At 55.3% G+C, this 25,112-nt stretch carries 29 protein-coding genes and 1 other RNA gene; 8 read left to right on the forward strand and 22 right to left on the reverse strand.

What is annotated here, in order from left to right; translation table 11 throughout:
* Window positions 1-31: 31 nt before the first annotated feature.
* The 9 genes from agaB to kbaZ form a co-directional block, all read right to left on the reverse strand.
* Entirely contained in the window at window positions 32-508 is a 477-nt protein-coding gene (agaB, locus tag GVK32_RS02210) for a PTS galactosamine transporter subunit IIB (RefSeq protein WP_159864696.1), read from the reverse strand.
* Window positions 509-574: 66 nt separating this feature from the next.
* On the reverse strand, window positions 575-1,453 hold the full coding sequence (kbaY, locus tag GVK32_RS02215) for a tagatose-bisphosphate aldolase subunit KbaY (protein ID WP_159864699.1): 879 nt from the start codon (window positions 1,451-1,453) through the stop codon (window positions 575-577).
* 12 nt (window positions 1,454-1,465) lie between these two features.
* Window positions 1,466-2,620 (reverse strand): SIS domain-containing protein, encoded by a 1,155-nt coding sequence (locus GVK32_RS02220; RefSeq protein WP_159864702.1) that lies wholly within the window; start codon window positions 2,618-2,620, stop codon window positions 1,466-1,468.
* A 300-nt stretch (window positions 2,621-2,920) separates the two neighbouring features.
* A complete protein-coding gene (gene nagA, locus GVK32_RS02225; RefSeq protein ID WP_159864705.1) occupies window positions 2,921-4,054 on the reverse strand; it encodes an N-acetylglucosamine-6-phosphate deacetylase in 1,134 nt (377 codons plus the stop codon).
* Window positions 4,051-4,485 carry a PTS galactosamine/N-acetylgalactosamine transporter subunit IIA gene (gene agaF, locus GVK32_RS02230; RefSeq protein WP_159864714.1) on the reverse strand — a complete coding sequence of 145 codons (435 nt, stop codon included), beginning with the start codon at window positions 4,483-4,485 and terminating at the stop codon, window positions 4,051-4,053. The genes nagA and agaF overlap by 4 nt, the downstream gene beginning before the upstream one ends.
* Window positions 4,486-4,502: 17 nt before the next feature.
* Window positions 4,503-5,381 carry a PTS N-acetylgalactosamine transporter subunit IID gene (agaE, locus tag GVK32_RS02235; RefSeq protein WP_159864716.1) on the reverse strand — a complete coding sequence of 293 codons (879 nt, stop codon included), beginning with the start codon at window positions 5,379-5,381 and terminating at the stop codon, window positions 4,503-4,505.
* Window positions 5,371-6,150, reverse strand: a complete 780-nt coding sequence (gene agaW / locus GVK32_RS02240) for a PTS N-acetylgalactosamine transporter subunit IIC (RefSeq protein WP_159864718.1) — start codon at window positions 6,148-6,150, stop codon at window positions 5,371-5,373. Before agaW ends, agaE begins: the two co-directional genes overlap by 11 nt.
* A 10-nt stretch (window positions 6,151-6,160) precedes the next feature.
* A complete protein-coding gene (gene agaV, locus GVK32_RS02245) occupies window positions 6,161-6,634 on the reverse strand; it encodes a PTS N-acetylgalactosamine transporter subunit IIB (RefSeq protein WP_159864720.1) in 474 nt (157 codons plus the stop codon).
* 19 nt (window positions 6,635-6,653) lie between these two features.
* The gene (gene kbaZ / locus GVK32_RS02250; RefSeq protein ID WP_159865118.1) at window positions 6,654-7,961 is read right to left on the reverse strand and encodes a tagatose-bisphosphate aldolase subunit KbaZ; all 1,308 of its coding nucleotides are present in this window, start codon (window positions 7,959-7,961) and stop codon (window positions 6,654-6,656) included.
* 237 nt (window positions 7,962-8,198) lie between these two features.
* Between kbaZ and GVK32_RS02255 the strand changes: the two genes are divergently transcribed.
* Entirely contained in the window at window positions 8,199-9,008 is an 810-nt protein-coding gene (locus GVK32_RS02255) for a DeoR family transcriptional regulator (RefSeq protein WP_159864721.1), read from the forward strand.
* Window positions 9,009-9,060: 52 nt separating this feature from the next.
* Here the strand turns inward: GVK32_RS02255 and garD are convergent, their stop codons facing one another.
* Window positions 9,061-10,632 (reverse strand): galactarate dehydratase, encoded by a 1,572-nt coding sequence (garD, locus tag GVK32_RS02260; protein ID WP_159864723.1) that lies wholly within the window; start codon window positions 10,630-10,632, stop codon window positions 9,061-9,063.
* Between the two features lie 403 nt (window positions 10,633-11,035).
* On the opposite strand from garD, the gene garP reads away from it, so the two are divergent.
* The 6 genes from garP to GVK32_RS02290 all read left to right on the forward strand — a co-directional run bounded on the left by garP (window position 11,036) and on the right by GVK32_RS02290 (window position 17,052).
* Window positions 11,036-12,370 (forward strand): galactarate/glucarate/glycerate transporter GarP, encoded by a 1,335-nt coding sequence (gene garP, locus GVK32_RS02265; RefSeq protein WP_159864725.1) that lies wholly within the window; start codon window positions 11,036-11,038, stop codon window positions 12,368-12,370.
* A 28-nt stretch (window positions 12,371-12,398) separates the two neighbouring features.
* Window positions 12,399-13,169, forward strand: coding sequence for a 2-dehydro-3-deoxyglucarate aldolase (gene garL, locus GVK32_RS02270; RefSeq protein ID WP_045856688.1), 771 nt, complete (start codon window positions 12,399-12,401; stop codon window positions 13,167-13,169).
* Between the two features lie 28 nt (window positions 13,170-13,197).
* Complete coding sequence (gene garR, locus GVK32_RS02275; protein WP_123708925.1) at window positions 13,198-14,088, forward strand: 2-hydroxy-3-oxopropionate reductase; 891 nt, start codon at window positions 13,198-13,200, stop codon at window positions 14,086-14,088.
* Window positions 14,089-14,152: 64 nt separating this feature from the next.
* Window positions 14,153-15,298, forward strand: a complete 1,146-nt coding sequence (gene garK, locus GVK32_RS02280) for a glycerate 2-kinase (protein ID WP_076946583.1) — start codon at window positions 14,153-14,155, stop codon at window positions 15,296-15,298.
* Window positions 15,299-15,330: 32 nt separating this feature from the next.
* Window positions 15,331-15,709: RNase P RNA component class A (gene rnpB / locus GVK32_RS02285), an RNA gene on the forward strand.
* 470 nt (window positions 15,710-16,179) lie between these two features.
* Entirely contained in the window at window positions 16,180-17,052 is an 873-nt protein-coding gene (locus GVK32_RS02290; protein ID WP_159864727.1) for a mechanosensitive ion channel domain-containing protein, read from the forward strand.
* Window positions 17,053-17,125: 73 nt separating this feature from the next.
* Here the strand turns inward: GVK32_RS02290 and GVK32_RS28830 are convergent, their stop codons facing one another.
* A complete protein-coding gene (locus tag GVK32_RS28830; RefSeq protein WP_165973059.1) occupies window positions 17,126-17,287 on the reverse strand; it encodes a hypothetical protein in 162 nt (53 codons plus the stop codon).
* A 24-nt stretch (window positions 17,288-17,311) separates the two neighbouring features.
* Window positions 17,312-18,013 (reverse strand): pirin family protein, encoded by a 702-nt coding sequence (locus tag GVK32_RS02295; RefSeq protein WP_041147353.1) that lies wholly within the window; start codon window positions 18,011-18,013, stop codon window positions 17,312-17,314.
* A 104-nt stretch (window positions 18,014-18,117) separates the two neighbouring features.
* On the opposite strand from GVK32_RS02295, the gene GVK32_RS02300 reads away from it, so the two are divergent.
* The gene (locus GVK32_RS02300; RefSeq protein ID WP_041147352.1) at window positions 18,118-19,014 is read left to right on the forward strand and encodes a LysR family transcriptional regulator; all 897 of its coding nucleotides are present in this window, start codon (window positions 18,118-18,120) and stop codon (window positions 19,012-19,014) included.
* 41 nt (window positions 19,015-19,055) lie between these two features.
* Here the strand turns inward: GVK32_RS02300 and GVK32_RS02305 are convergent, their stop codons facing one another.
* From GVK32_RS02305 to exuR, 10 genes are all read right to left on the reverse strand, one after another.
* Window positions 19,056-19,421: a DUF805 domain-containing protein gene (locus tag GVK32_RS02305; protein WP_159864729.1), complete on the reverse strand. Its 366-nt coding sequence runs from the start codon at window positions 19,419-19,421 to the stop codon at window positions 19,056-19,058.
* Between the two features lie 125 nt (window positions 19,422-19,546).
* Window positions 19,547-20,533 (reverse strand): glutathione S-transferase family protein, encoded by a 987-nt coding sequence (locus GVK32_RS02310; protein ID WP_159864731.1) that lies wholly within the window; start codon window positions 20,531-20,533, stop codon window positions 19,547-19,549.
* 73 nt (window positions 20,534-20,606) lie between these two features.
* Window positions 20,607-20,999, reverse strand: coding sequence for a DoxX family protein (locus GVK32_RS02315; RefSeq protein ID WP_004867955.1), 393 nt, complete (start codon window positions 20,997-20,999; stop codon window positions 20,607-20,609).
* 235 nt (window positions 21,000-21,234) lie between these two features.
* Window positions 21,235-21,531, reverse strand: a complete 297-nt coding sequence (locus tag GVK32_RS02320; protein ID WP_159864734.1) for a YqjK-like family protein — start codon at window positions 21,529-21,531, stop codon at window positions 21,235-21,237.
* Window positions 21,532-21,533: 2 nt separating this feature from the next.
* Window positions 21,534-21,926 (reverse strand): phage holin family protein, encoded by a 393-nt coding sequence (locus tag GVK32_RS02325; RefSeq protein WP_076946587.1) that lies wholly within the window; start codon window positions 21,924-21,926, stop codon window positions 21,534-21,536.
* Between the two features lie 2 nt (window positions 21,927-21,928).
* Window positions 21,929-22,234, reverse strand: a complete 306-nt coding sequence (locus GVK32_RS02330; RefSeq protein WP_041147347.1) for a YqjD family protein — start codon at window positions 22,232-22,234, stop codon at window positions 21,929-21,931.
* Between the two features lie 32 nt (window positions 22,235-22,266).
* Window positions 22,267-22,635 (reverse strand): DUF1090 domain-containing protein, encoded by a 369-nt coding sequence (locus GVK32_RS02335; RefSeq protein ID WP_041147346.1) that lies wholly within the window; start codon window positions 22,633-22,635, stop codon window positions 22,267-22,269.
* A gap of 149 nt (window positions 22,636-22,784) precedes the next feature.
* Entirely contained in the window at window positions 22,785-23,171 is a 387-nt protein-coding gene (gene mzrA, locus GVK32_RS02340) for an EnvZ/OmpR regulon moderator MzrA (protein WP_200842821.1), read from the reverse strand.
* The gene (yqjA, locus tag GVK32_RS02345) at window positions 23,171-23,833 is read right to left on the reverse strand and encodes a DedA family general envelope maintenance protein YqjA (protein ID WP_041147345.1); all 663 of its coding nucleotides are present in this window, start codon (window positions 23,831-23,833) and stop codon (window positions 23,171-23,173) included. Before yqjA ends, mzrA begins: the two co-directional genes overlap by 1 nt.
* Window positions 23,834-24,294: 461 nt before the next feature.
* Window positions 24,295-25,071: a transcriptional regulator ExuR gene (gene exuR, locus GVK32_RS02350; RefSeq protein ID WP_041147344.1), complete on the reverse strand. Its 777-nt coding sequence runs from the start codon at window positions 25,069-25,071 to the stop codon at window positions 24,295-24,297.
* Between the last annotated feature and the right edge of the window lie 41 nt (window positions 25,072-25,112).

Below are 25,112 nucleotides of genomic sequence, written 5' to 3' on the forward strand. Positions count from 1 at the left end.
CTTTCGCTATTAGAATATCGAGACACTGCAATTAATCAGGAATGCCCTCTTTCGCATCACCAGGAACATCCTGAATAAATAGATTAATACCGCTGTGCTTGATAAATCGCAGATCGTCTAAATCACTATCATCGACATATACCTTGCTGCTGATCTGTTTTTTCCCCTCAGAGAAATGCATATTTCCTACGTTGACGTCTTTCAACGACAGGCCGCCTTCGATCAGCCTTCTGACAATGGCCGGAGTGCGGCAGATTAGAAAAATTTTCTGATGAGGAGCCGCCTTTGAAATAATTGCGATTGTTTTCTCGATAGAGAAAAAACGAATGCCGAAGCCATAGGTATCAGCGGTAATGCCCATCAGCTTTTGCTGTATGTCGTCATTTGCGACTTCATCATCGACGACAATCAGTAAGTTAGCGCCAATGGTTGATGTCCACGTGACGCCAACCTGGCCATGTACCAGGCGATTATCAATTCGGGTTAATAAAATATTTGGAGTACTCATATTAGTAATTCCTGCCGATATAGGCTGTGAGTTACGCGTTGTTGAAATAATATAATTATGTTTAATTTACGAAACGGATGGTGAACAGGTCACTAATTTATTCGCTGAACCGCACACGTTGATTTTGCTTTTTACCACTTCCTTCATGGCATCCATACCGACACGCATGTAATAGCGTGGGTCATTACCATCAGGATGTTCGCCAAACCACTGTTTTACGGCACCGGAAAACGCAATTTTCAGCTCGGTTGCCACATTGACTTTGCAGACCCCGAGTTCGATGGCGCGACGCACGTACTCATCAGGGACATCGCTCGCGCCGTGCAGGACCAGGGGCACGTCAACCACGTCGCGAATCTCCCCCAGACGGTGAAAATCAATTTTTGGCGTTTTGGTATAAAGCCCGTGAGCGGTGCCGATAGCCACCGCCAGGCTGTCGACGCCGGTCAGTTCGACAAAGTGTTTTGCTTCCTGCGGATCGGTCAGAAACGCGCTTTCAGCGTCCACGCTCATATCATCTTCCATGCCGCCCAGGCGACCGAGTTCAGCCTCAACGCTGCAATCATGCTGGTGGCAGAATTCGACGACTGATTTCACCAGCTTTACGTTCTCATCGAAGGGGAAGTGGCTGCCGTCGATCATCGCGCTACGCACGCCGGCGTTAACCTTGCGGCGGATATCGTCCAGCGATTCATGGTGATCGAGATGCAGCGCCAGCGGCATGTCGTAAGTGGTGGCGTAGGCGCTGCACAGGGCATAGATCTCTTCCAGCGCGATATGCTTAAAGGTGCCCGGCGTGCCGGCGAGGATCACCGGCGATCGCATCGCGCTGCAGACTTCCAGGATCGCCTGGATCGTTTCGGCGTTATGAATATTGAATGCTGGCACCGCATAGCCTTTTGCCTGGGCATCCAGAAGGAGATATTTAGTCGAAATAATGCTCATGATGCGATCCTCTTACGCCTGCCATGGATGAATAACAACGCCCTGTACCACGCGGTTAACCGTTCCGCTGGCGGATGGGGTGTCCGGAGTATTACCAACGCTGATGGACTGCGTGAGGGCGAATACCTGGGCATACATCAGGAAACAGAAAGCCAGCTCGACGTCGATAAACGTGCGGGAAGGCGGTAGCAGAATATGCGGGCCCGCGGCGATAACGGCATTTGATTCGTCGGTAATCGCCACCACGCGCATTGCCTGTTTATCGCGACGCAGCTCGGCCAGCAGGTCGAGGTCGTACTGGCGCGTGTAGGGATGGCTGGAGACAAATACCACCACCAGCGTTTCGTTATCCACCAGTGATTTCGGCCCGTGACGAAAGCCGGTTGGGGAGTCATAAAACGCCGCCAGCTTACCGGCGGTCAGCTCGAGGACCTTAAGGGCAGATTCGCGCGCCGCGCCTTGTAATCCGCCGCTGCCGAGATAGACGATTCGTTGCCACGCCTCATTGCCAAATACACTGTTATTAAATTGGCCGAGCGAGGTGAGGATCGTCTGACAACGATCCGCCACGTCGCGGAAGGTTCTGCTGTCGATCGTCTCGGGCGCGAACACCGCAAGGCAGCTCGCCATCATGGTGGTAATACTGCTGGTCATTGCAAAGCCGCGGTCGTGCGTTTCCGCCGGCATCAGTAGCGCAAAGGCGTTGTCGCTGTTTACCGCGTTTTGATACAGGCTGCCGGATTCATTACAGGTAATCGACAGGTGGTAACAGTCCGGGACGAACTGATTGGCCAGCTCTACGGCGGCAACGCTCTCCGGGCTATTGCCAGAGCGGGCGAAGGAGACCAGCAGCAGCGGGTGTTCGGCGTTGAGATAGTCCATCGGATTGGTTACCAGGTCGGTCGTTGGCACCGCGCTGATGCTTTTTCCGGTATGGCGCGATAGCCAGGGCGCAACGATCTCACCGATAAAGGCGGAGGTTCCTGCCCCCGTCAGAACGATCCGCAAGTTTTCTTTGCGCAGCAATGGCGCAAGAAAGTCGTCGATCGCCGAACGGAGATTGTCGATGTTGGTGAGCGAGCGGATCCAGCAGGCGGGCTGTTGACGGATTTCGGTTTCTGTCCAGGTGCCGGTCGCGGCGGAGGTAGCGGTAAAGGTTTCAGGCATAACACAGTCCTTAGTCGTGTGAATTCCACATCAGACGCTGGCAAAATTGTCGCTATCTTTCGTTTCGTTTCACTTATTCATGTAATCAGTTAAATAAAATCTATATGAAAGAAATCGAAACTTCAATCAAAGAAACAAGAAATAAAACGAAAACTGTGATCGGGAAACAATGAATATGACTATCTATATGATTAATATGTTATTTTAATTAAATAACCGTAGGGGCCTACGTTCTTTTAGAAAGAAAAAGAAAGGCCTGTGCGACGAGGGCGAAGGCCAATATGACGCATAATGAAAGGGCTAAAGGGGGAGAGCCTGGCCCTGAATCCAGATTTGTTGAAGGTGTAGCCCGTCGTTTAGCGCAATAACATTCGCGCATTTTCCCGTCCGTAACGATCCAAGTCGATCGTCAATACCCAGCAGGCGGGCAGGGTGCAGCGAAGCCATATGAATGGCATCCTCCGGCGCAGTTCCCGCCAGTTCGACCATGTTGCGAACGGCCGCATCAAGCGAGAGCGTACTGCCTGCCAGGCTACCGGAGGCCGTTCGTACGATACCGTTGCGCATTTCCACCGCTTCGCCGCAGAGCGTGAAGCGGCCATCGGGCATACCGGCTGCCTGCATCGCATCTGTTATCAGGACAATGCGCTGTTCGGCGCAGCAGGAGCACAGACGCATGGCGGCGGGATGAACATGATGCCCGTCGGCAATAAGCTCCAGCCAAGCCCGCGGCGTAGTTAACCCGGCACCGACCATGCCCGGCTCCCGGTGATGTAATCGGCTCATCCCGTTGTAGCAGTGCACCAGCCCGTCGGCACCGGCAGCGAATGCGGCGCAGGTTTGTTCATAGGTGGCGGCGCTATGGCCCAGCATCACCCGCACGCTATGCCGTTTAAGATGATGAATCGCCGCTATTGCCCCCGGCTTTTCCGGCGCCAGCGCCACCACCCGCAGCGTTTGCCGCGAGCGCGTTATCAAGGAGCCCAGCTCGGCGACATCCAGCTCGCGGAAGAGCTCAGGCGGATGGGCGCCTTTATTCTGCGGGGTGAAATAGGGCCCTTCCAGGTAGCTGCCCAGCACCAGCGCGCCGGGACCACCGGAAAGTACGCGTCGGGCGATGCGTTCCAGCGCGCCGTGGATGGCCGGCCGCGGCGCGGTGACGGTAGTCGGCAGCCAGGCGCCGACCCCCTCGCGCATTTTATGTATTGCCAACCGGTCGAGCGCGTCCGGCGCTTCGTCCATCACATCAATACCCGCGCCGCCGTGGACATGAATATCGATGTAAGCAGGGCAAAGCAGATCGGCGTCGCGACCGGTTACGCCGGCGGGGACAGGCTCGACTGCGGTGATGACCCCTGCTTCAATACGCAGCTGATGATCGGCAAGCCAGCCCTGCTCGGTTAGCAGACGTCTGGCGCGCAGAATCTGCGTCATATCCCTTCCTCTATCGGTTTGTCTTCGCGGCTGCGCGCGAGCTCGTCGACGAGGCTGGTTAATCCGCGGTGCCCGCACTCCAGCGCCTGCAAGCGAAACGCTTTGCTGTTCAGGCCCTCGCGTTCCAGGACCATTTCCAGCAGCAGCTGCAGATTGGTGCCGGTAATCACTTCACTCCCTGGTTTTTGCATCGCCAGCGTTGAGGCCACGCGAAATGGCGTACCGCCCAGAAGGTCAGTCAGAAAAACGATATCATCTTCAGCGCCCAGCTGGCCTACCGCCTGCTCCAGCTGCGAGGTGAGCAGTGCGGTGGTTGAAGTCTCTGGAAAATCGATAGCGATAAACTGCGACTGCTCGCCCAGTATTTGTTTCATCGCCATTGCCATACCGCTGGCAAAACCGCCATGACCCGTCAAAATAATACCTAACATTGCATACCTCTTTGTATTTACAGGAAGTGGCAGAATTTACCCACAACGCCCAGGACGACGGTGAGTGCGATGAGGCGCAGCGGGCTCCAGCCGCGTCGTACCAGCCAGAACATGGCCAGGGTATAAACCAGCGGTAGAAACGCCGGCATCAGCTTATCGATAACATCCGTTTGCAGCTTCACCACCGCATCACCTGCGGCGATCTCCAGAGTGGTACTGAGGCGAACATAGGTTGCCACCAGCGCGCCGATCACCGTCATCCCGACGATTGACGCCGCATGCCCGACCTTTTTGGTATTGGCTTTAATTAACGGTATCGCCGCCACGCCCATACGATAAGCGTAGTGTGCCAGGCCAAAGCGCAATCCGAGATGTACCACATTAAACAGCACAATAAACACCACCGCGCCGAGAATAGAACCCTGCAGCGCAAGGCTGGCACCAATGCCGCCGCAAATCGGCAGCAGCGTCAGCCAGAACATCGCATCGCCAATCCCACCGAGCGGGGCACCGACGGCGATTTTGGTGCTCTGAATGCTGTTGACGTCCTGCTTGGAGCGCTCCATCGCAAGGATAATGCCGATGACAAAGGTCACCAGGAACGGGTGGGTGTTGAAGAAACCCATATGGCCTTTCATGGCACGTGCCAGGTCGCGCTCGTTGGTGTGGATCTTTTTCAGCGCCGGCAGCAGGCCATACAGCCAGCCGGACGCCTGCATACGTTCATAGTTGAACGAGGCCTGCAGCAGCATGGAGCGCCAGGCGACGCGGTTAATATCTTTTTTCGTTAGCTCCGCACCGAGGGCCTGGTCCTCGTAGACGTTTTCATTCACGCCGGAAAGCAGCGTCCCTTCGGATGTAGAGACGCCTGGCAGAGTGGTTTGATTAGATGCCATCGTCGAATTCCTCTTTCTGTGCCGCCGGCGCAGCCGGTTCTGGAGATTTGCGCAGCAGGTCAATGAGTGCCATAGCCAGCGCGGCGGCGGCAATCGCCAGTACCGGTAGCTTCAGCCACGCTGCGGCCACAAAGCCGATGATAAAATAGGGGATATAGACGTTTTTCATCATGATTTTCAGCAGCACGGCGAAGCCGATAGCCGGCATGATGCCGCCCGCCACGCCGAGGCCGTCAATCAGGCGCTCCGGTAGCACATCAATGGCGGTTTTCGCATGTTCCGCCCCGAAAAAGATAGGCAGGAAGGCGCAGAGAAAATAGAAGGTCCCTAACGCCAGCAGGGCCAGATAGTTCACCCGCTCAATACCCCTGGTATCGGCGTTTGCTGCCATTCGGTCGCAGCGGGACATCACGCCGGACATTACCGAGAACAGGAAGGTGATTCCCATCTGTACCGCGACGGCGAAGGGGACGGCGACGCCGACCGCGACATCAGGCTTCACGCCGGTGGTAATGGCAAAGGTGGTACCGACGATAGTGCCGATAATCACGTTTGGCGGCTGGGCACCCGCCAGAGGGGCCAGCCCCATCCAGACCAGCTCCAGCGTGCCGCCGGTTAAAATACCGGTATGCAGATCGCCCAGAATCAGGCCGACCAGCGGGCCGAGGACCACGGGTCGGTGCATATGGGTTAACCCGTTGAACATATCGAGGCCGGCAATAAAGGCAAGAATACCTAATGCAAAAGCCTGCAACAGACTGATTTCCATTATGAATCCCTCATAATAGTTTAAAGAGATCCAAAGCGGGTTCTGTCGGAACGCCCTGAACGAAGCATTCCACCCCGGCGGCCTTCAGGCCGTTAAACGCGGCAATATCGTCAGCGTCTACAGAAACCGTTTTGGCAATGTGTTGTTTGCCATTGGCGTAGTGCATATTTCCTACGTTGATCCGCGCGACGGAAACCCCGCCCTCCACCAGCCTGAGGAAATCAGCCGGTGTTTTACAAACCAGCAGAATTTTTTGCCGATCGGCAGCGCGGTGGATATTTTCAATCACTTTTTGCAGCGACCAGAAGCGGACGGCGATCCCCTCCGCCAGCACCATCTCCATTAGATTTTGCTGTACCGAATCTTCAGCAACCTCATCGTTGGCCACCAGCACCAGGTTAGCCCCCGCAAATCCAACCCACTGGACCCCCACCTGGCCGTGGATCAAACGTTCATCAATACGACTTAAAACAATGTTTGGCATCGCGTTTTCCTCTTCATTGTTATGCGTTATGGGACGTAACGCCCTGACAGGCAGCGTGGTACTGCTGCAGTATGTCCTGAATGTGGTCGATGATGAGTTCCCGCGGTGTCGCCTTGAGATCGCCCCCGCGAACTTTGATGTACTGCAGCGGCATATACTGGCTGATGAGCGGCAGCGGAATTGGCCAGTCCGCAAGATTGCGCACCAGGCGTGCAAACGCCTCATCGATCTGGCTGTCCGGCCAGTAGTAGCGGACGCGATCGGAGTAGCTGTAACCGCGCGCCAGGCGCCGCGCATTGCCGTCGCCGTGATAGTGGTTTTGCCAATATTCCGGGCGATCGAGCATGACGTTTTCCAGCACGTGGCGCAGGCCGGAGCACGCTTTCGCGGGCAGGAGTTCTTCCTCTATCGCCGCCAGGGAGAACAGCGCTTCGCGCAGGGCGAAGGTGAGCGCCGGGCCGACTTTGAGAATGGCAAAGTGATCTTTCACCAGCTGACGAAGCGCCTGCGGCGTCTGATAGTCCGTGGAGTGGGCTTCAAATATCAGGGTGTCATAAGCTTCCACCATTGCGCTCAGCGTTACAGTTTTCTGCGGCTGATAGTCGATAACGTTGATATGATCGAATTCGACGCCGGGCTGGACCACCAGGCCGATAATGCGCGGCCAGATATGGCTCAACCCCTGCTTTGCAAAGGCATGGCGATGCGCTTCCAGCGTCGCGCGCGCCGCATCAGGCGTGGTGACCAGCAGTTCGGTAAGCGTTTCATGGGCGCCGCCTGGGACGGGCACTTCGGTGCCTATTACGTAGACCAGGTCGGATTCGCCAAAGCGCTCACGACAGGTCTCTTCGGCAATCTTTGCCAGTCGGGCAGCGCGATCTGCGACGATCTCATCGGTTAACGGCAGCGGATCGCCCTCGCAGGACATGCTGCAATCGAGATGGATCTTTTTAAAGCCGGCGGCGACGTAGCTTTTAATGAGATCGTCGGCATTGGCCATCGCCTGCGCGGCGGGCAGGTTTTGCCAGCGGTTAGGGCCGAGATGATCGCCGCCGAGGATCAGCTGCGGCTGGGGAAAATCGAGCGAACTGGCAAGCTGGCAGACGAAGCCGCGGAAATCAGTGGGCGTCATGCCGGTATAGCCACCGAACTGATCCACCTGATTGGAGGTGGCTTCGATCAGCAGCGGAGCCTGCTGGGCCCGGGCGTAACGAATGGCCGCTTCGAGTACCAGTGGATGAGCGGAACAGACGGCATAAATCCCGCTTGTACTCCCTCGTTTATGCTGTGCCACCATTTCTGTAAGATGTTTCACTTTCCTCTCCATTTCGGATGGTAATGACATTAATCTTTCGTTTTATTTCATTTTATACTGCGTCATGGTGCTTAAAAAATAAAACGAAAGATAATGGTTTTCCGATCTGTTTCACAAAAGAAACATAATGAAAGTCTTCGGCGTCAAGGCGTCTCCCCCTTAACCGCGTTGCGGGGCTTGCATTCCGCTAAAAGAAAGGTGTTAATAGGTAAATCGAAATGAAATGAAAGATTAGTTAAGGGAATGCTTATGAGTGGCACCGATTCTTCCATAGAGAAGCGCCTCGCCGGGACCAGCGAAAGGCGAGAGCAAATTATTCAGCGGTTGCGGCAGCAGGGAAGTGTGCAGGTTAACGATCTTTCCCTTCTGTTTGGTGTCTCCACGGTTACGATTCGCAACGATCTGGCGTTTCTGGAAAAACAGGGCATTGCGGTTCGTGCCTACGGCGGGGCTCTGATTTGCGATAGCAGTACGCCGGGCATGGAGCCTTCTGTTGAGGATAAAAGCTCATTGAATACGGCGGTAAAGCACAATATTGCCAAAGCGGCCGTTAAGCTGATTCAGCCGGGCCACCGCGTCATCCTTGACTCAGGCACCACCACGTATGAAATAGCTCGCCTGATGCGCCAGCATGCTGATGTGATTGTGATGACTAACGGCATGAACGTCGGCAATGCGTTACTGGAGGCTGAGGGAGTCGAGCTGTTGATGACCGGGGGCCATCTGCGCCGCCAGTCACAGTCATTTTATGGCGACCAGGCCGAGCAGTCTTTACAGAATTACCACTTCGATATGCTGTTTCTCGGCGTGGATGCTATCGATCTGGAACGTGGTGTCAGCACGCATAATGAGGATGAAGCCAGGCTCAACCGCCGGATGTGTGAAGTGGCGGAGCGTATTATTGTCGTAACGGACTCCAGCAAGTTCAACCGTTCCAGCCTGCATAAAATCATTGATACTCAGCGTATTGATATGATTATCGTCGATGAAGGCATTCCCGTAGAAAGCCTGGAAGCGCTACGTAAGCATGGAATAGACGTTATTTTAGTGAATGCCTGAACCGTCATTCTGCAGCCCTCTCCTGAAGCAGAGAGGGCTGACCTTGCCGGGATCAGGTTACCGGTGCCGGGTTAAACACCGCCAGCTGGTTATGCAGCCCCCACTGGTCTGAGAAGGTTTTCTTCCGGCCGCTGGCGACGTCAAGAATAAACTCAAACAGCTTCAGGCCCACGTCTTCGATGGTCTCTTCGCCGGTGGCGATAGTCCCGGCGTTAATATCCATCAGATCGTACCAGCGGTTCGCCAGTTCGGTGCGGGTTGCCATTTTAATGACCGGCACCGCGACGAGGCCGTATGGCGTACCGCGGCCGGTGGTGAACACCTGAACCGTAATGCCGGATGCGACCTGCTGGGTACCGCAAACAAAATCGCTGGCCGGCGTGGCAGCAAATATCAGCCCGCGTTTGGTCGGGCGCTGGCCCGGCGACAGCACCTCGACAATTGCACTTTTCCCCGACTTGGCGATAGAACCCAGCGCCTTTTCTACCACGTTGGCGAGGCCGCCCTTTTTATTTCCCGGAGAGGGGTTGGCGCTGCGATCGGTTTGGCCGAGATCGAGATAGTTATCGTACCAGGCCATCTCTTCAAGCAGGCGTTTACCGACCTCCTCGTTCACCGCGCGCGGCGTGAGCAGATGAATGGCGTCACGGACTTCAGTGACCTCTGAGAACATCACCGTCGCGCCGCAGCGTACCAGCAGGTCGGAGGCATAGCCGACCGCAGGGTTGGCGGTGACGCCGGAAAACGCGTCGCTGCCGCCGCACTGCATGCCGACCACCAGCTCGGACGCCGGGCAGGTTTCGCGCTGGCGCTGGTTGAGCTTCGCCAGGTGACGCTGTGCAACCTGCAGAATATCGTCGACCATGGATTGAAAACCCACGTGATGCTCATCCTGCAGCCGCACGATGCTGGCGCTATCCACGGCAACGGGCTGAACATCTTCCGTCCCCTGCAGCAGGCGCTCTGGCTGCAGCTTTTCACAGCCCAGGCCAACAACCATCACCTCACCGCCAAAATTTGGGTTCAACGAGATATTGTGGATAGTGCGAATAGGCACCACGGCCGCCGGCGCGTTGATGGCGACGCCGCAGCCGTAGAGGTGATTGAGGCCCACCACGCCATCGACGTTCGGATACTTCGGCAGCAGATCGCGTTCGATGATTTTGACCACGTAATCGACAACCCCGGCCACGCAGTGCACGCTGGTGGTGATGCCGAGCAGATTTTTGGTCCCGACGCTGCCGTCGGCATTGCGATAGCCTTCAAAGGTATAGCCTTCAAGCGCGGGCAGCGCCTGCGGGACTTTGGTCGCCAGCGGCAGGGTATTCAGCGGCGGTGCGCTGGGCAGCTCTACCGTGGACTCGTCAATCCAGCTGCCGCGCACGATATCGCGAACGGCGTAACCGATGACTTCGCCATAGCGAATGATTTCGCCGTGAACCGGAATATCCGCCAGGGCCACCTTATGGCCCTGAGGAATATGTTCAATCAACTCCAGCCCGTCCGGGAAACGACTTCCCGCTTTCAGGCCATTATCATTGACAATAATTGCCACATTATCGGTGTCGTGTACTTTAATATAAAACGCGCTGGGCGATTGTTGTCTGATTTCGATGTCGGCCATTGTCCAGTATTCTCCAGCCAGGTGGGGATAATAAAATAGTTAGCTCTATATAAAATCTAATTGAGGATGTTCTCAGTATTGTGGAATTAGAATGTCAGGAGTTAGCGATCAAAAATGTGATCTCGATCACTCATTATCGCGATAGCCGCGCCAGCAGCGGCATCAAAGCGTAAATATGTGCATTAGCGCCCATTATTATATGCATATGTTTAAAGTAATATTTATATAATCCTCATTAATTGTGCGTTTGCACAATGCGCGGCAGATGTCGGCTGTTTATACTGAATAACGATTTCATTACACCAGATTTGCTATTTTGATGTTTGTTTTTATTTAAAGGGCATCTTTAGTGTAACGCTTAAGTAATAAGAAAATAACTTCTCGAGTACCTGAGGGAAATAAAATGATACTTGATACGGTTGAAAAAACAAAAAAAGGCTTCCCCACCCGATATTTAATTTTACTGATAATATTTATCGTCACTGCTGTTAACTATGCCGACCGCGCAACGCTCTCCATTGCCGGAACCGCAGTAGCAGAAGAGCTTCAGCTCAGCGCCGTATCGATGGGATACATTTTCTCCGCCTTTGGCTGGGCCTATTTGCTGATGCAAATCCCCGGCGGCTGGCTGCTCGATAAGTTTGGCTCGAAGAAAGTCTACACCTACAGCCTGTTCTTCTGGTCGCTGTTTACCTTCCTGCAGGGCTTTGTTGACGTCTTTCCAATCGCCTGGGCCGGGATTTCAATGTTTATTATGCGGTTTATGCTGGGCTTTTCTGAAGCGCCGTCATTTCCGGCTAACGCCCGCATCGTTGCGGCCTGGTTCCCGACCAAAGAGCGCGGTACCGCCTCCGCTATCTTTAACTCTGCGCAATATTTTTCCCTGGCGCTGTTCTCGCCTCTGCTCGGCTGGTTAACCTTCGCCTGGGGCTGGGAGCACGTGTTTACCGTGATGGGGGTCATTGGTTTTGTCCTCACCGGCCTGTGGGTAAAGCTGATTCATAACCCGACCGACCATCCGCGGATGTCAAAGGAGGAGCTGAAGTTCATCTCTGACAACGGCGCGGTGGTGGATATGGACCATAAAAAGCCCGGCGGCAATACCGCCAGCGGGCCGAAACTCCACTATATCAAGCAGCTGTTAACCAACCGCATGATGCTGGGCGTATTCTTCGGCCAATATTTTATCAACACCATCACCTGGTTCTTCCTCACCTGGTTCCCGATTTACCTGGTGCAGGAAAAGGGGATGTCTATTCTGAAAGTGGGGCTGGTGGCCTCCATCCCGGCGCTGTGTGGTTTTGCCGGCGGCGTGCTGGGCGGCGTGTTCTCCGACTATCTGATTAAACGCGGCTTTTCTATCACGCTGGCCCGTAAGCTGCCTATCGTTCTCGGCATGCTGCTGGCTTCAACCATTATTCTGTGTAACTACACCGATAATACCGCGCTGGTGGTTACCCTGATGGCGCTGGCGTTCTTCGGCAAAGGCTTTGGCGCCCTCGGTTGGCCGGTCATTTCCGATACCGCACCGAAAGAGATTGTTGGTCTGTGCGGCGGGGTCTTCAACGTATTCGGTAACGTGGCGTCCATCGTTACTCCGCTGGTCATTGGTTATCTGGTCAGCGAGCTGCATTCATTTAACGCAGCGCTGGTGTTTGTCGGTTGTTCAGCTCTGATGGCGATGGTTTGCTACCTCTTCATTGTTGGCGACATCAAACGTATGGAACTGCAAAAATAATTCACGGTTAAGTGACAAGGTATAAGCGATGAATAACGATATCTTCCCGAACAAATTCAAGGCAGCGCTGGCTGCGCACCAGGTGCAGATTGGCTGCTGGTCCGCGCTGGCAAGCCCCATTAGCACCGAAGTCTTAGGCCTTGCGGGCTTTGACTGGCTGGTGCTGGACGGCGAGCATGCGCCTAACGACATTACGACCTTTATCCCACAGCTGATGGCCCTGAAGGGCAGCGCCAGCGCCGCGGTTGTGCGGGTCCCGACCAACGAGCCGGTGATTATTAAGCGCCTGCTGGATATCGGTTTTTACAACTTCCTGATCCCGTTTGTGGAAAGCAAAGAAGAGGCGGTGAACGCGGTGGCCTCCACCCGCTATCCGCCAGAAGGTATCCGCGGGGTCTCCGTTTCTCACCGCGCCAACATGTTTGGCACCGTGCCGGACTACTTCGCGCAATCCAACAAAAACATCACCATCCTCGTACAGATTGAGAGCCAGCAGGGCGTAGATAACGTCGATGCCATCGCGGCAACCGAAGGCGTTGACGGCATTTTTGTCGGCCCAAGCGACCTGGCCGCGGCGTTAGGCCATCTCGGCAACGCCTCTCACCCTGACGTTCAGCGCGCGATTCAGCAGATTTTTGCGAGTGCGAAAAAGCACGGTAAGCCGAGCGGCATTCTGGCGCCGGTAGAGGCCGATGCGCGTCGCTATCTGGAATGGGGCGCCACCTTTGTTGCCGTCGGCAGCGACCTGGGCGCATTCCGCTCCGCCACGCAGAAGCTTGCGGATTCTTTTAAAAAATAACCCTCGGGATCAAAAGAGAGAGAACGTTATGACGATGAAAGTTGGTTTTATTGGCCTGGGCATCATGGGCAAGCCTATGAGCAAAAACTTGCTGAAAGCCGGTTACTCGCTGGTGGTTTCCGATCGTAATCCTGAAGCGGTTGCTGAAGTGATGGCTGCCGGCGCAGAAACGGCGGCTACGGCGAAGGCGATTGCCGAGCAGTGCGATGTGATTATCACGATGCTGCCGAACTCCCCGCATGTGAAAGAGGTAGCGCTGGGTGAAAACGGCATCATTGAAGGCGCGAAGCCGGGCACCGTACTGATTGATATGAGCTCCATCGCGCCGCTGGCCAGCCGCGAAATCAGCGAAGCGCTGAAGGCGAAGGGTGTGGATATGCTCGACGCGCCGGTAAGCGGCGGCGAGCCGAAGGCGATCGACGGCACGCTGTCGGTGATGGTCGGCGGCGATAAGGCAATCTTCGATAAATACTACGACCTGATGAAGACGATGGCCGGTTCGGTCGTGCACACCGGCGAAGTGGGGGCAGGTAACGTGACGAAGCTGGCCAACCAGGTGATCGTCGCACTGAATATTGCCGCGATGTCTGAAGCGTTGACTCTCGCCACTAAAGCGGGCGTCAATCCCGATCTGGTGTATCAGGCTATCCGCGGTGGCCTGGCGGGGAGCACCGTGCTGGATGCGAAAGCGCCGATGGTCATGGATCGTAACTTCAAGCCAGGTTTTCGCATCGACCTGCATATTAAGGACCTGGCCAACGCGCTGGATACGTCCCACGGCGTGGGCGCTCAGCTGCCGCTGACAGCAGCGGTGATGGAAATGATGCAGGCGCTGCGTGCCGATGGTCTGGGTACCGCCGACCACAGCGCGCTGGCATGCTATTACGAAAAACTGGCGAAAGTGGAAGTCACTCGCTAACAAGAAGGGCGTGAAACGCGCCCTGTAATTCTTGCCTTGCGCGGCACTGTCAGGCTACATAACTATGAAAATCGTAATCGCCCCAGACTCTTATAAAGAAAGCCTTTCTGCCATTGAGGTAGCTCAGGCAATAGAAAAAGGATTTCGGGAAATTTTCCCCGATGCGGAGTATGTTTCCGTCCCGGTTGCCGACGGTGGTGAAGGCACCGTTGAGGCCATGATTGCCGCCACGCAGGGCTCTGAATATACCGCCCTGGTTACCGGGCCGTTAGGTGAAAAGGTGAACGCCAGCTGGGGAATGTCCGGCGACGGTAAAACGGCATTTATCGAGATGGCGGCCGCCAGCGGACTGGGCCTGGTTCCGCCGGCGCTGCGCAATCCGCTGCTGACGACATCGCGCGGGACCGGCGAGCTGATTCTCCAGGCGCTGGATCATGGGGCGAAAAATATCATCATCGGCATCGGCGGCAGCGCTACTAACGATGGCGGCGCCGGGATGGTGCAGGCGCTAGGGGCCAGCCTTCGCGATGCTAACGGCAGCGAGATTGGCAACGGCGGCGGGAGCCTCGCCAGCCTGAATGCCATCGATCTCCGAGGTCTGGACGCCCGGCTGCAGGAATGTACCATCCGCGTAGCCTGCGACGTGACCAACCCGTTGATTGGTGATGTGGGCGCCTCGCGTATTTTTGGCCCGCAGAAGGGGGCGAGCGAAGCGATGATCCTCGAGCTGGATCGCAATCTTGAACACTATGCCGATGTGATAAAAAACGATTTGCGCGTGGACGTGAAACAGGTGGCGGGAGCCGGCGCCGCCGGAGGTATGGGGGCCGCGCTGATGGCGTTCCTCAATGCTGAACTGCGCAGCGGGATCGAGATTGTCACCCAGGCGCTGAATCTGGAAGAGCATATCCTCGACTGCTCGCTGGTGGTGACCGGCGAAGGGCGGCTTGATAGCCAAAGCATCCACGGCAAGGTGCCGGTCGGCGTGGCGAGCGTGGCGAAGAAGTACCATAAGCCGGTGATTGGCATTGCCGGCAGCCTGACCCGCGACGTTGGCGTGGTGCATCAGTTTGGCATCGACGCGGTATTCAGCGTGCTGACCAATATTACGACGCTGGAAGAGGCCTTCCGCGGGGCATCGGACAATATTTATCGCGCGTCGCGTAACATCGCCGCGACATTGCGGGCCGGGATGGCGATGGAGGGATGACAACCGGCGGCAAACCCTCTATACTTCGCGCCGAAGCTGACCAGACAGTCGCCGCTTCGTCGTCGTCCTCCTTCGGGGGGAGACGGGCGAAGGGGAGGAAAGTCCGGGCTCCATAGGGCAGGGTGCCAGGTAACGCCTGGGGGGGAAACCCACGACCAGTGCAACAGAGAGCAAACCGCCGATGGCCCGCGCAAGCGGGATCAGGTAAGGGTGAAAGGGTGCGGTAAGAGCGCACCGCGCGGCTGGTAACAGTTCGCGGCACGGTAAACTCCACCCGGAGCAAGGCCAAATAGGGGTTCATAAGGTACGGCCCGTACTGAACCCGGGTAGGCTGCTTGAGCCAGTGAGCGATTGCTGGCCTAGATGAATGACTGTCCACGACAGAACCCGGCTTATCGGTCAGCTTCAACTCTTCAGAAAACCCCGCCTCGGCGGGTTTTTTGCTTTCTACGCAAAGGATGAGGCAGAAAGGGCGAATGACTGTCCATGACGCTCTTCATGAAAAGAACGCGGCTTAGCGGCCAGCTTTAACTCATTCGACACAAACCCCGCCTCGGCGGTTTTTTTGCTTTCTACGCAAAGGATGGGGCATTTTGCTTTCCAGCGCGAAATCGTGATGACCTGTAGCTTTAATTCGGCACCGCGCTGGCGTGATTTTATTATTCACCGCGGGCCGCCGGGGATATATAACGGATGGCGCGGGGTTGTATAAAATTAAACATTTTTATTGCTGTTTCTGATGGCGTGCTCGGGGATACTGTGTGGCTTAATATTGGCGTGTTTTATCCATTTCCTCTATTGTTCCTGACAGGTGCTTTGCACTATTAAGTACTAATGGATGGCATATTAATTATTCTTAGCCTGAGTCCGGAGTGCTTATTATGAAAGGCTTTGTTTTATTTCCACAGGTTAAAAGCGCAATTGCATGGCTGGAAGGTCATGGCGATACGATTATGCAGTTTGGCTGGAATATTGCGGCCGCGATTATTTTACTCTTTGTGGGTAAACTGGTTTCTAAATTATTATCAAAGACCATCGAAAGGATCCTGTTGCGCAGAAACGTCGACGCGACGGTGGTTCATTTCTTCGCGGCGATCGTTCGCTATATTACGATGGCGTTTGCCATCGTGGCGGCGCTGGGAAGAGTCGGTATCGAAACCTCATCGATTATTGCCGTTATCGGCGCAGCAGGCCTGGCGATTGGCCTTGCGCTGCAGGGGTCGCTGTCGAACTTTGCCGCCGGCGTGCTGCTGGTCACGCTACGCCCCTTCCGCGCGGGTAACTTTGTCCAGGTTGGTGCGGTGTCCGGGGTTGTGCAAACGGTTCACGTTTTCTCTACGACGCTGCTCACCGTTGATAATAAAGAAGTGGTGATCCCCAACGGCAAAATCATCGCCGACAGTATCGTAAATTACTCCCGTCATCCGTATCGTCGTATCGATCTGCTGCTGGGCGTGGCGTATCAAAGCCGCATTGCGGAGGTCAAAAACGTTATTCAGAAGATTGTTGATAAAGAATCGCGTATTGATAAATCCCGCGGCACGACGGTGCGCCTTATTGAGCTCGGGCCGTCAACGCTTAACTTCACCGTCCGCGTGTGGGTGAAAAACGTTGAATACTGGGATACCTATTTCGATCTGCTGGAGAGCATTAAAGAGTCGCTGGATGAGCATAACATCGTGCTGCCGGGCCCGCGGATGGATATTCAACTGGTGAATTCATCCCAGCAGGCGCTTATTCAGCGAGCGTCATAACCCCTCGCGCAGATAAAAAAACAGCCGGGCGGGAGAAAGCAGAGTCGGCCCCGGCAGGAGCCGATTTTTGGCATCAGGCGGCGTTTTCTTCATCCTGAAGTCGTATCTCCGCATCGGCGACGATAGCCTCCAGCTCGCTCAGCATCTCTTCGTAGCCAAAGCCGACGACGTTGGTTGTTTCCGGCAAGGTTGGCTGAATCGGCGATGCGGTCTTCTTCGGTTTCTTCTTACTCACTGATAAGCTCCCTGACTCCCGTTTTTATACCGGTAAATCTATCAGTAAAGCGCGCAAAGGCGTATCGGCAACGAGGGTAATGTTAGCTTCATCACGAATAAAGGCGCCATCGCCGCAGGTCAGTGCCTGCTTTTCCTCTTCATGCGCCACGGCGTGAACGGTCCCGTGAATAGACTGCAGATAGGCGCGCGGTCCGTGAAGCTGCACGTTAATCCTCTCGCCTTTCGCCAGATCGAGATGATGGATCCAGACCTGCTGGCGTAGCTGCAAACTATCCTGCGCGCCGTCCGGTGAAGCCAGCAGCTGCTGCGGACCCTCGGTGATACTCATCTTCTGTACCAGCGGATTTTCGCGCTCCGGGCAGGCGTCCAGCCACAGCTGCATCCGCGTGAGCGAACAATCTTTACTCAGATTATGCTCGCTATAGCTGACGCCCGGCTGGGTCGAAATCAGCAGCGCTTCGCCGGCTTTGGCCTGCACGTGGTTGCCGTCGCTATCGCGGTACTCCGCTTCCCCTTCCAGGATCAGGTTCAGGATATCGACCTTCGGGTAGGTACGCGGCTGAAACGATGCGCCCGGTGCCAGAACTTCCTGGTTGAGCACGCGCAGGGAGGCGTAACCTAACAGTTTCGGGTCGAAGTAGTGTCCAAAGGAAAAGGTGTAGCGGGCCTGCAGCCAGCCGAAATCTGCTTGTCCGCATTGTTTGGCTGTTCGGGTAGTAATCATTGTCTTGACCTCTCTTTACACTAAAACAATGGTAAAGGTATGGACGCTGTATTGTTAGCCAGATATTCTGCCCGGTATATTCAAATTTCCTGAACGAGAGTGCTATGGCCAGAGAGAGAGCATTAACGCTGGAAGCGTTGCGCGTAATGGATGCGATCGACCGGCGCGGGAGCTTTGCCGCCGCGGCTGACGAGCTCGGACGCGTCCCTTCTGCACTTAGCTACACGATGCAAAAACTGGAAGAGGAGCTGGACGTGGTGCTGTTTGACCGCTCCGGTCATCGAACAAAATTCACCAACGTCGGCCGCATGCTGCTGGAGCGCGGACGGGTCCTGCTGGAGGCGGCGGATAAGCTCACCACCGATGCCGAAGCGCTCTCCCGCGGCTGGGAAACGCATCTGACCATCGTCACCGAAGCGCTGGTGCCGACCACCGACTTTTTCCCGCTGATTGAAAAGCTGGCGACCAAATCGAACACGCAGCTCTCGGTCATTACCGAAGTGCTCGCCGGCGCATGGGAGCGCCTGGAGCAGGGCCGGGCGGATATCGTCGTTGCGCCGGATATGCATTTTCGCTCTTCGTCGGAAATTAACTCGCGTAAGCTCTATTCGGTGCTGAACGTCTATGTTGCCGCGCCGAATCATCCTATTCATCAGGAGCCGGAGCCGCTTTCCGAAGTCACGCGGGTGAAGTATCGCGGCGTGGCGGTAGCGGATACCGCGCGTGAACGTCCGGTGCTGACGGTGCAGCTGCTCGACAAGCAGCCGCGTTTAACGGTCAGCACCATTGAAGATAAGCGCCAGGCGCTGCTGGCAGGGCTGGGAGTGGCGACCATGCCCTATCCGCTGGTGGAGCAGGATATTGCCGAAGGGCGCTTACGGGTTGTCAGCCCGGAATATACCAATGAGATTGACATTATTATGGCCTGGCGCCGCGACAGTATGGGCGAGGCCAAATCCTGGTGCCTGCGGGAAATCCCCAGACTGTTTACCGGGAAGTAAATCAGCGCTGCGCACCGCGCGAAGGCGGTGCGCATAATGAGCTATGAAAGGGGTTTTGGGTCGGGTCCGAAGCGGTTATTTCCGGGCGTTCCGCTTTGGCAATTGAAGACCAGAATCGCCAGCCAGCCGATGACCGGGATCAGCAGCAGCAGTAGCCACCACGCCGAACGGTCCGTGTCGTGCAAACGCCGAAACTGCACCGCCCACCATGGCAAAAAGATCAGCACGCCGTAAATCGTCGTCAGGATGCCTTCACCCCCCGCCCGCTGCCAGCCCAGCATTTTATCGATAATGCTGAGCACGCCGGTGAGGATGATATTGACCAGAATAAACATCCAGTACTCTTTACGACGGGCGCGGCCGCCAAAGCCAATATAGTTTCTTATTACCTGTATATACCAGTCCATGTTTATGCCTCGATTAGCCGTCAATCACTTGTTTTTAAAGCGATCGTAATAAGAATAGACGGGAATGAAAGGCGGGTAAATATCGTGGCTGTAAAATTTAGGCGCCGCTGCGGGCGCCCAATATATCAGCGGAAAAGAAGGTCACGGCCGTGCGGCTCGTGCAGATCCTGCTGCGGACCGACGGAGATAATTCCGGTCGGGTTGATGGTTTTATGGCTGCGGTAGTAGTGGTTGCGAATATGGCCAAAATCGACGGTCTCGGCAATGCCCGGCATCTGATAGATATCGCGCAGGAAGCCGTACAAATTTGGGTAATCGCTGATGCGCCGCTGGTCACACTTAAAGTGGGTGACATACACCGGGTCGAAGCGCACGAGGGTGGTCCACAGACGAATATCGGCTTCGGTTAGCTGGCTGCCCGTCAGGTAACGGTGCTGGCTGAGGATCTGCTCCAGGCGTTCCAGCGAAGCAAATACGCCATCAACGGCTTCATCATAAGCCTTCTGGCTGGTGGCGAACCCGGCTTTATAAACGCCGTTATTCACGCTGTCGTAAATCCAGCCGTTCAGCTCATCGATGTTCTCGCGCAATGCAGGCGGGTAGTAATCGCCGGCGGTTGCCCCCAGCCCGTCGAAGGGGGTATTGAACATACGAATAATTTCAGCCGATTCGTTGCTGACGATAGTTTGCAGCTTCTTATCCCACAGGATCGGCACCGTCACTCTCCCGGTATATTGCGGGTCGGCCTGCAGATAGAGCTGATAGAGAAACTGGTGCTGATACAGCGTATCGCCGGTGGCGTCCGGGAAGCTGCTATCGAACGTCCAGCCGTTCTCGAACATCAGGGGATTGACGACCGAGACGGAGATAAATGGCTCCAGGCCTTTTAGCTTGCGCAGAATAAGGGTGCGATGTGCCCAGGGACAGGCGAGGGAGACGTACAGATGATAGCGATCTTTTTCGGCAGCAAAGCCGCCATCGCCGCTCGGCCCGGGTGCGCCATCGGCTGTCAGCCAGTTACGGAAGGCCGAAACGGAACGCTTGAATCGTCCTCCGGTGGATTTGGTGTCATACCAGGTATCGTGCCAGACGCCGTCAACTAATTGTCCCATTGTTTCCTCCTTCAGACTGTAGATAGCAAAAGCGAGGAGATATCTCCTCGCTTTTTGATTCAGTATAGTGTGCTTACCACTTTTTATTCAGCACGCGGTCGATGCTGAATGCGCCTGGACCGGTGATAGCCAGCAGCAGGAAGCCGCCTGCGATGGTCAGGTTTTTCATGAACATCAGCGAGTTCACGCCTTCAGCAAAGTTGCTGTGGAACAGGAACGCGGTCAGCAGGGTAAAACCGGCGGTGAACAGCGCGGTCGTACGGGTCAGGAAGCCGAACAGGATGGCCAGGCCGCCGCCGAACTCAAGCAGAATGGTTAACGGCAGTAATGCACCCGGGACGCCCATGGCTTCCATGTATTGCTGAGTACCTGCATATCCGGTGATTTTTCCCCAGCCTGCGGTGATAAACAGGATTGGCATCAGGATACGCGCTACCAGTACACCAACATCTTCTAATTTTTTCATTTATTACTCCAGAAAACCCAAAGGGCGGCGGTTTTGTTTTTTGGTGCAAACCTGCGTAATTACGCGGGGTTGCTGTCGATGGAGAGAATATTAGCGAGACGTTGGGGGAATTGTTAGCAAGGAAAACTGTAGAACTTCATCAAGAATTCTGAGTGATTTTTCAGGCGACAGGCAAATAAAAGGACCGGTTAAGGTCCTGAGAGCAAAGCAGATGGGGAACTCCGCGCGGTGTGCCTTAGCGCGATGATTGCTGGCGCAGCAGGCCTTTAACCATACGCCAGGTACTCCAGGCACCGACGCCGCGCCGGGTCCAGCGCATAAGAAAGCGAGGGTGGCGAACGGACCAGATGGCCATCACGCCGCTGCCGACCAGCGCCCACGAGCGCAGGTTTTGCAGCGTCAGCCAGCCTCGGTCGAGCGGGGCGGTGGCCGCTAGCCAGTCGCGACGGCCGGCGGTTAAATCCAGCCGCTGCTGCTGGATCTGGTGCAGCAGAAGAGTCTTGCGCCGCTCACGTTCCTGTTGACTGCTCATGGTTAATCATCCTCCAGCAGCGCTCTGTCGTTAGCCAGCTCCGTGCGTGTATGACGCAGGAACGTCGAACGCCGGGCCTTGCGTAGCGTCCAGATACCGCCGATCAGCGAAGCGAGCAGCAGCACGGCGGTGGTGGCTATCATGACGTTCAGGCGATACTGCGGATCGACGGCCCAGATAATGAGCACCAGCAGGCTCATCAAGCCAAACGCGGCGAACAGCAGGGTCAGCCCCAGCATCAGGAACAGCTGGAAGAGGTTAGCCTTCTCTTCTTCCAGCTCCACGACCACCAGACGCAGACGCGTTTCCACCATTTCAACCAGCAGCGATACGATGCGCTGGCCGATGCCGAAAACGCTCTGACCCGGTCCTTGCGTGCGTTGAGAGTCCGCCATAATTAGCGACGCGTCAGCAGGACACCCAGCACCAGCCCAACGGCTGCGCCAATACCTACGCCGGTCCACGGATTTTCGCGAACGTATTCGTCGGCGCGCGCGGCGCTTTCACGGGTCTGCCTGACGATGGCATCGCCGGTTTCACCCAGGCGTACGCGGCTCTCTTTCAGCGCGCTTTCTGCTTTGCTGCGCAGCTTGCCTATCTCTTCCTTCGATTTATCCGTGGAGGAGTTCAGCACTTCTTCCAGGGTATCAGCCAGAGTCTTCAGTTCTGCACGCAGGTCGTCTGCAACGTTATCTTTAGGCATCTTTCTCTCCTGTAGAGTGGTCCATATACATACTAGTACTCACGTGACTCAAGCGCTTTTAGCTCTTGCTGCGCTTCATCAAGTTTATGCTGGCGCTTGCTGATTTTCTCAGCATCGCCTTTCTGTTCGGCTTCGCGCAGATCGCGCTGACGCTCGCTAATCTCTTCCCGCTGTTTAGCGATTTTTTGCTGGTGATCGGCTTTGAGCTTACTGTCGCTACAGTGGGCCTGAACTTCACGCAGCGCCTTATTGAGGCCATCAATACGGTTCTGATTGTGATGTTTCTCGGCATAGCTAATCTCCCGCTGGATATCCTGCTCTTTTTCCTGACAAGGGGAGATGGCAAAGGCGCTGGAGCTAAGCGAAGTTAAAACCAGGATCAAAGCGATGCGGTGTTTCATGGATGCTACCTTCCATTGTGTGAGGGCATATCCGTAGGATAGACCCGATCCAGTTGATTAACGTCAGCCCGGTGGCTCCCGCAGTCTTAAGCATAGTAAGGAAAACAGGAAATCACCAAACTGCGTGAAAATATTCAGAATTTTGGAAATTATCCAAACCTGTGTGGCGTATCGCGCAGGCGGGAGAGCCATGCTGTCGGCGTGTTATCTTCCTCCAGCAAAGCAATAATATAGCCGTGCGGCAGGGCGCGTCCCAGCACTTCTTTCGCCGCTATTCCCTGGGCGCTGGAATCAAATTTGATCAGCAGGCCATCTTTTTGCGGCGTGATGCTTTTAAAACGAATGCCGTTGGCATCAAGATGGTGCCAGACGGAAAAACCGTCCGGCATACCAACATCCTGACTTACAGGGTGGATAGCGAGGGTGGCTTCCTGCTGTTGTGCCGCCAGCCACAGCCAGAACAGGGTGCACAGCAAAAGAGAACCGCCCAGCATCCAGCCCAACTTACGCAGAGAAGGGCGTTTTTTAACCATCATCAGCCCCGACTTCTGTGTTTTTTCTTCCACATCACCACGAGCGAGCCGATTAAGCCAAATACCAGCAGCACCACCGGCAGCAGCATCAGGCAGGACATGAGCTGATCTTCATATTTCAGGAATACCGGCGTTTTGCCCAGCAGGTAGCCCAGAGAGGTCAGAATCAGTACCCACAGCAGGCCGCTCATCCAGTTAAAGAACTGGAAGCGCGCGTTGTTCAGCCCCGAGATGCCGGCAATGGTCGGCAGCAGGGTACGAACGAAAGCGATAAAGCGGCCAATCAGCAGCGCGGAAAGCCCGTGCTTATGGAACAGATGGTGCGCGCGCTGGTGGTAGTGGGACGGCAGATGTGAAAGCCAGTTCTGCACAATCCGCGTGTTGCCCAGCCAGCGGCCCTGAATATAGCTCAGCCAGCAGCCGAGGCTGGCGGCTGTTGTGAGCAGCAGCAGCGTTTCGGGGAAGCCCATTGCGCCCTTAGCAATCAGGACGCCAACCAAAACCAGCAGGCTATCGCCCGGTAAAAAAGCGGCCGGAAGCAGGCCGTTTTCGAGGAATAAAATCATAAATAAGACGAAATACAGCATGCCAATCATGGAGGGATTGGCGAGAGTTTCGTAATCCTGGCTCCATAGAGCATTTAACAATTGGGTTAATAGTTCCATTCACGATTCCTGGTACATCGGTTAACGGTACGTCTGAACGCAGTGTAAATATAGCGACATAGGTTGTTATTGGATTATGGTCGCTGCTGATGCGGTCTGAACGGATCCCTGTCTGGCATCATCTTCTTCAGGTCGTTCCAGGCTACTTTTGCGCGGAAAAACCAGCCGCTATTGCTATTCACGCTACCGGGTATCTCTTCCCTTGCTCTCTGCACGTACCCTGAAGGGGTGGTGCATCAGATAAAGATAAGCAAATGCGAGCTGCAGAACGACGAAATGCATCTAATTGTAACAAAACCGCTGACTTTACGGCAGATAAATTGCAGTTTGTTGCTTGTTGATTTTGCTGATTGCGGCGGCGGGTGGCGAGTGTCTTTACACAGGCTGACACTATAGATATTTGCTTACCTGGTCAGGATGGCGGGCAGACGCTGGGCGCCGGCCCGGAATGAGGATATCGCTTATTTTACGCCGTTGGCGGCGGTATCGAGGTGAACAACCGGATTTTCCGCAAACAGGTAACGATCGGCATTGAATTCAAAATCATCGCTGGTTTCGTTGAACAGCATCAGCTTGGTGTTTTCCAGGTGCTGCCACATCGCCAGCTTCGCAGCGTGCGGATCTTTACGAATCAGCGCCTTAAGGATTTGATCGTGATCGTCGCACCAGCTATCGACGGTGCGCATGTCGATATGGTCGTGCAGTTTTTTCCAGTAGGGGTTGTGCACGCGCTGGGTCCACATTTTTTCGACAATCGCCGCGAGGGCGGAGTTCTGGGTCGCCAGTGCAACCTGAACGTGAAACTGGAGGTCCCACTCGGAATCGCGGAAGCACTTCTCTTTCCGCGCGTTCTCCTGGATCTCCATAAGCTTCATGATGTCCTGCTTGGTCACCTGGGTGGCGGCAAACTCGGCGATATTGCTCTCAATCAGCTGCCGGGCCTGCAGCAGCTCAAACGGACCGTAGTTGGCGAACTCCAGGGTCTCGTCGATGGGCTGCTGGTGCTTCGGATGATTGGAGATAACGTGAATGCCCGAGCCTTTGCGCACTTCCACATAGCCTTCGACTTCCAGCATGATAATGGCTTCGCGAACCACGGTACGGCTAACGCTTTTCTCGTCGGCAATAAACCGCTCTGCGGGCAGCTTATCGCCCACCAGGTAGACACCTTGTTCAATACGTGCCTTCAACTCTGCGGCTAGCTGTTGATACAAACGACGTGGTTCTGTGATTTCCATATTCGCTCCCGGAAGATGGCGACAATATTGAATTTGTTATA

It is taken from the genome of Klebsiella sp. 18074, assembly GCF_902705905.1.
Lineage (GTDB): Bacteria > Pseudomonadota > Gammaproteobacteria > Enterobacterales > Enterobacteriaceae > Klebsiella > Klebsiella terrigena.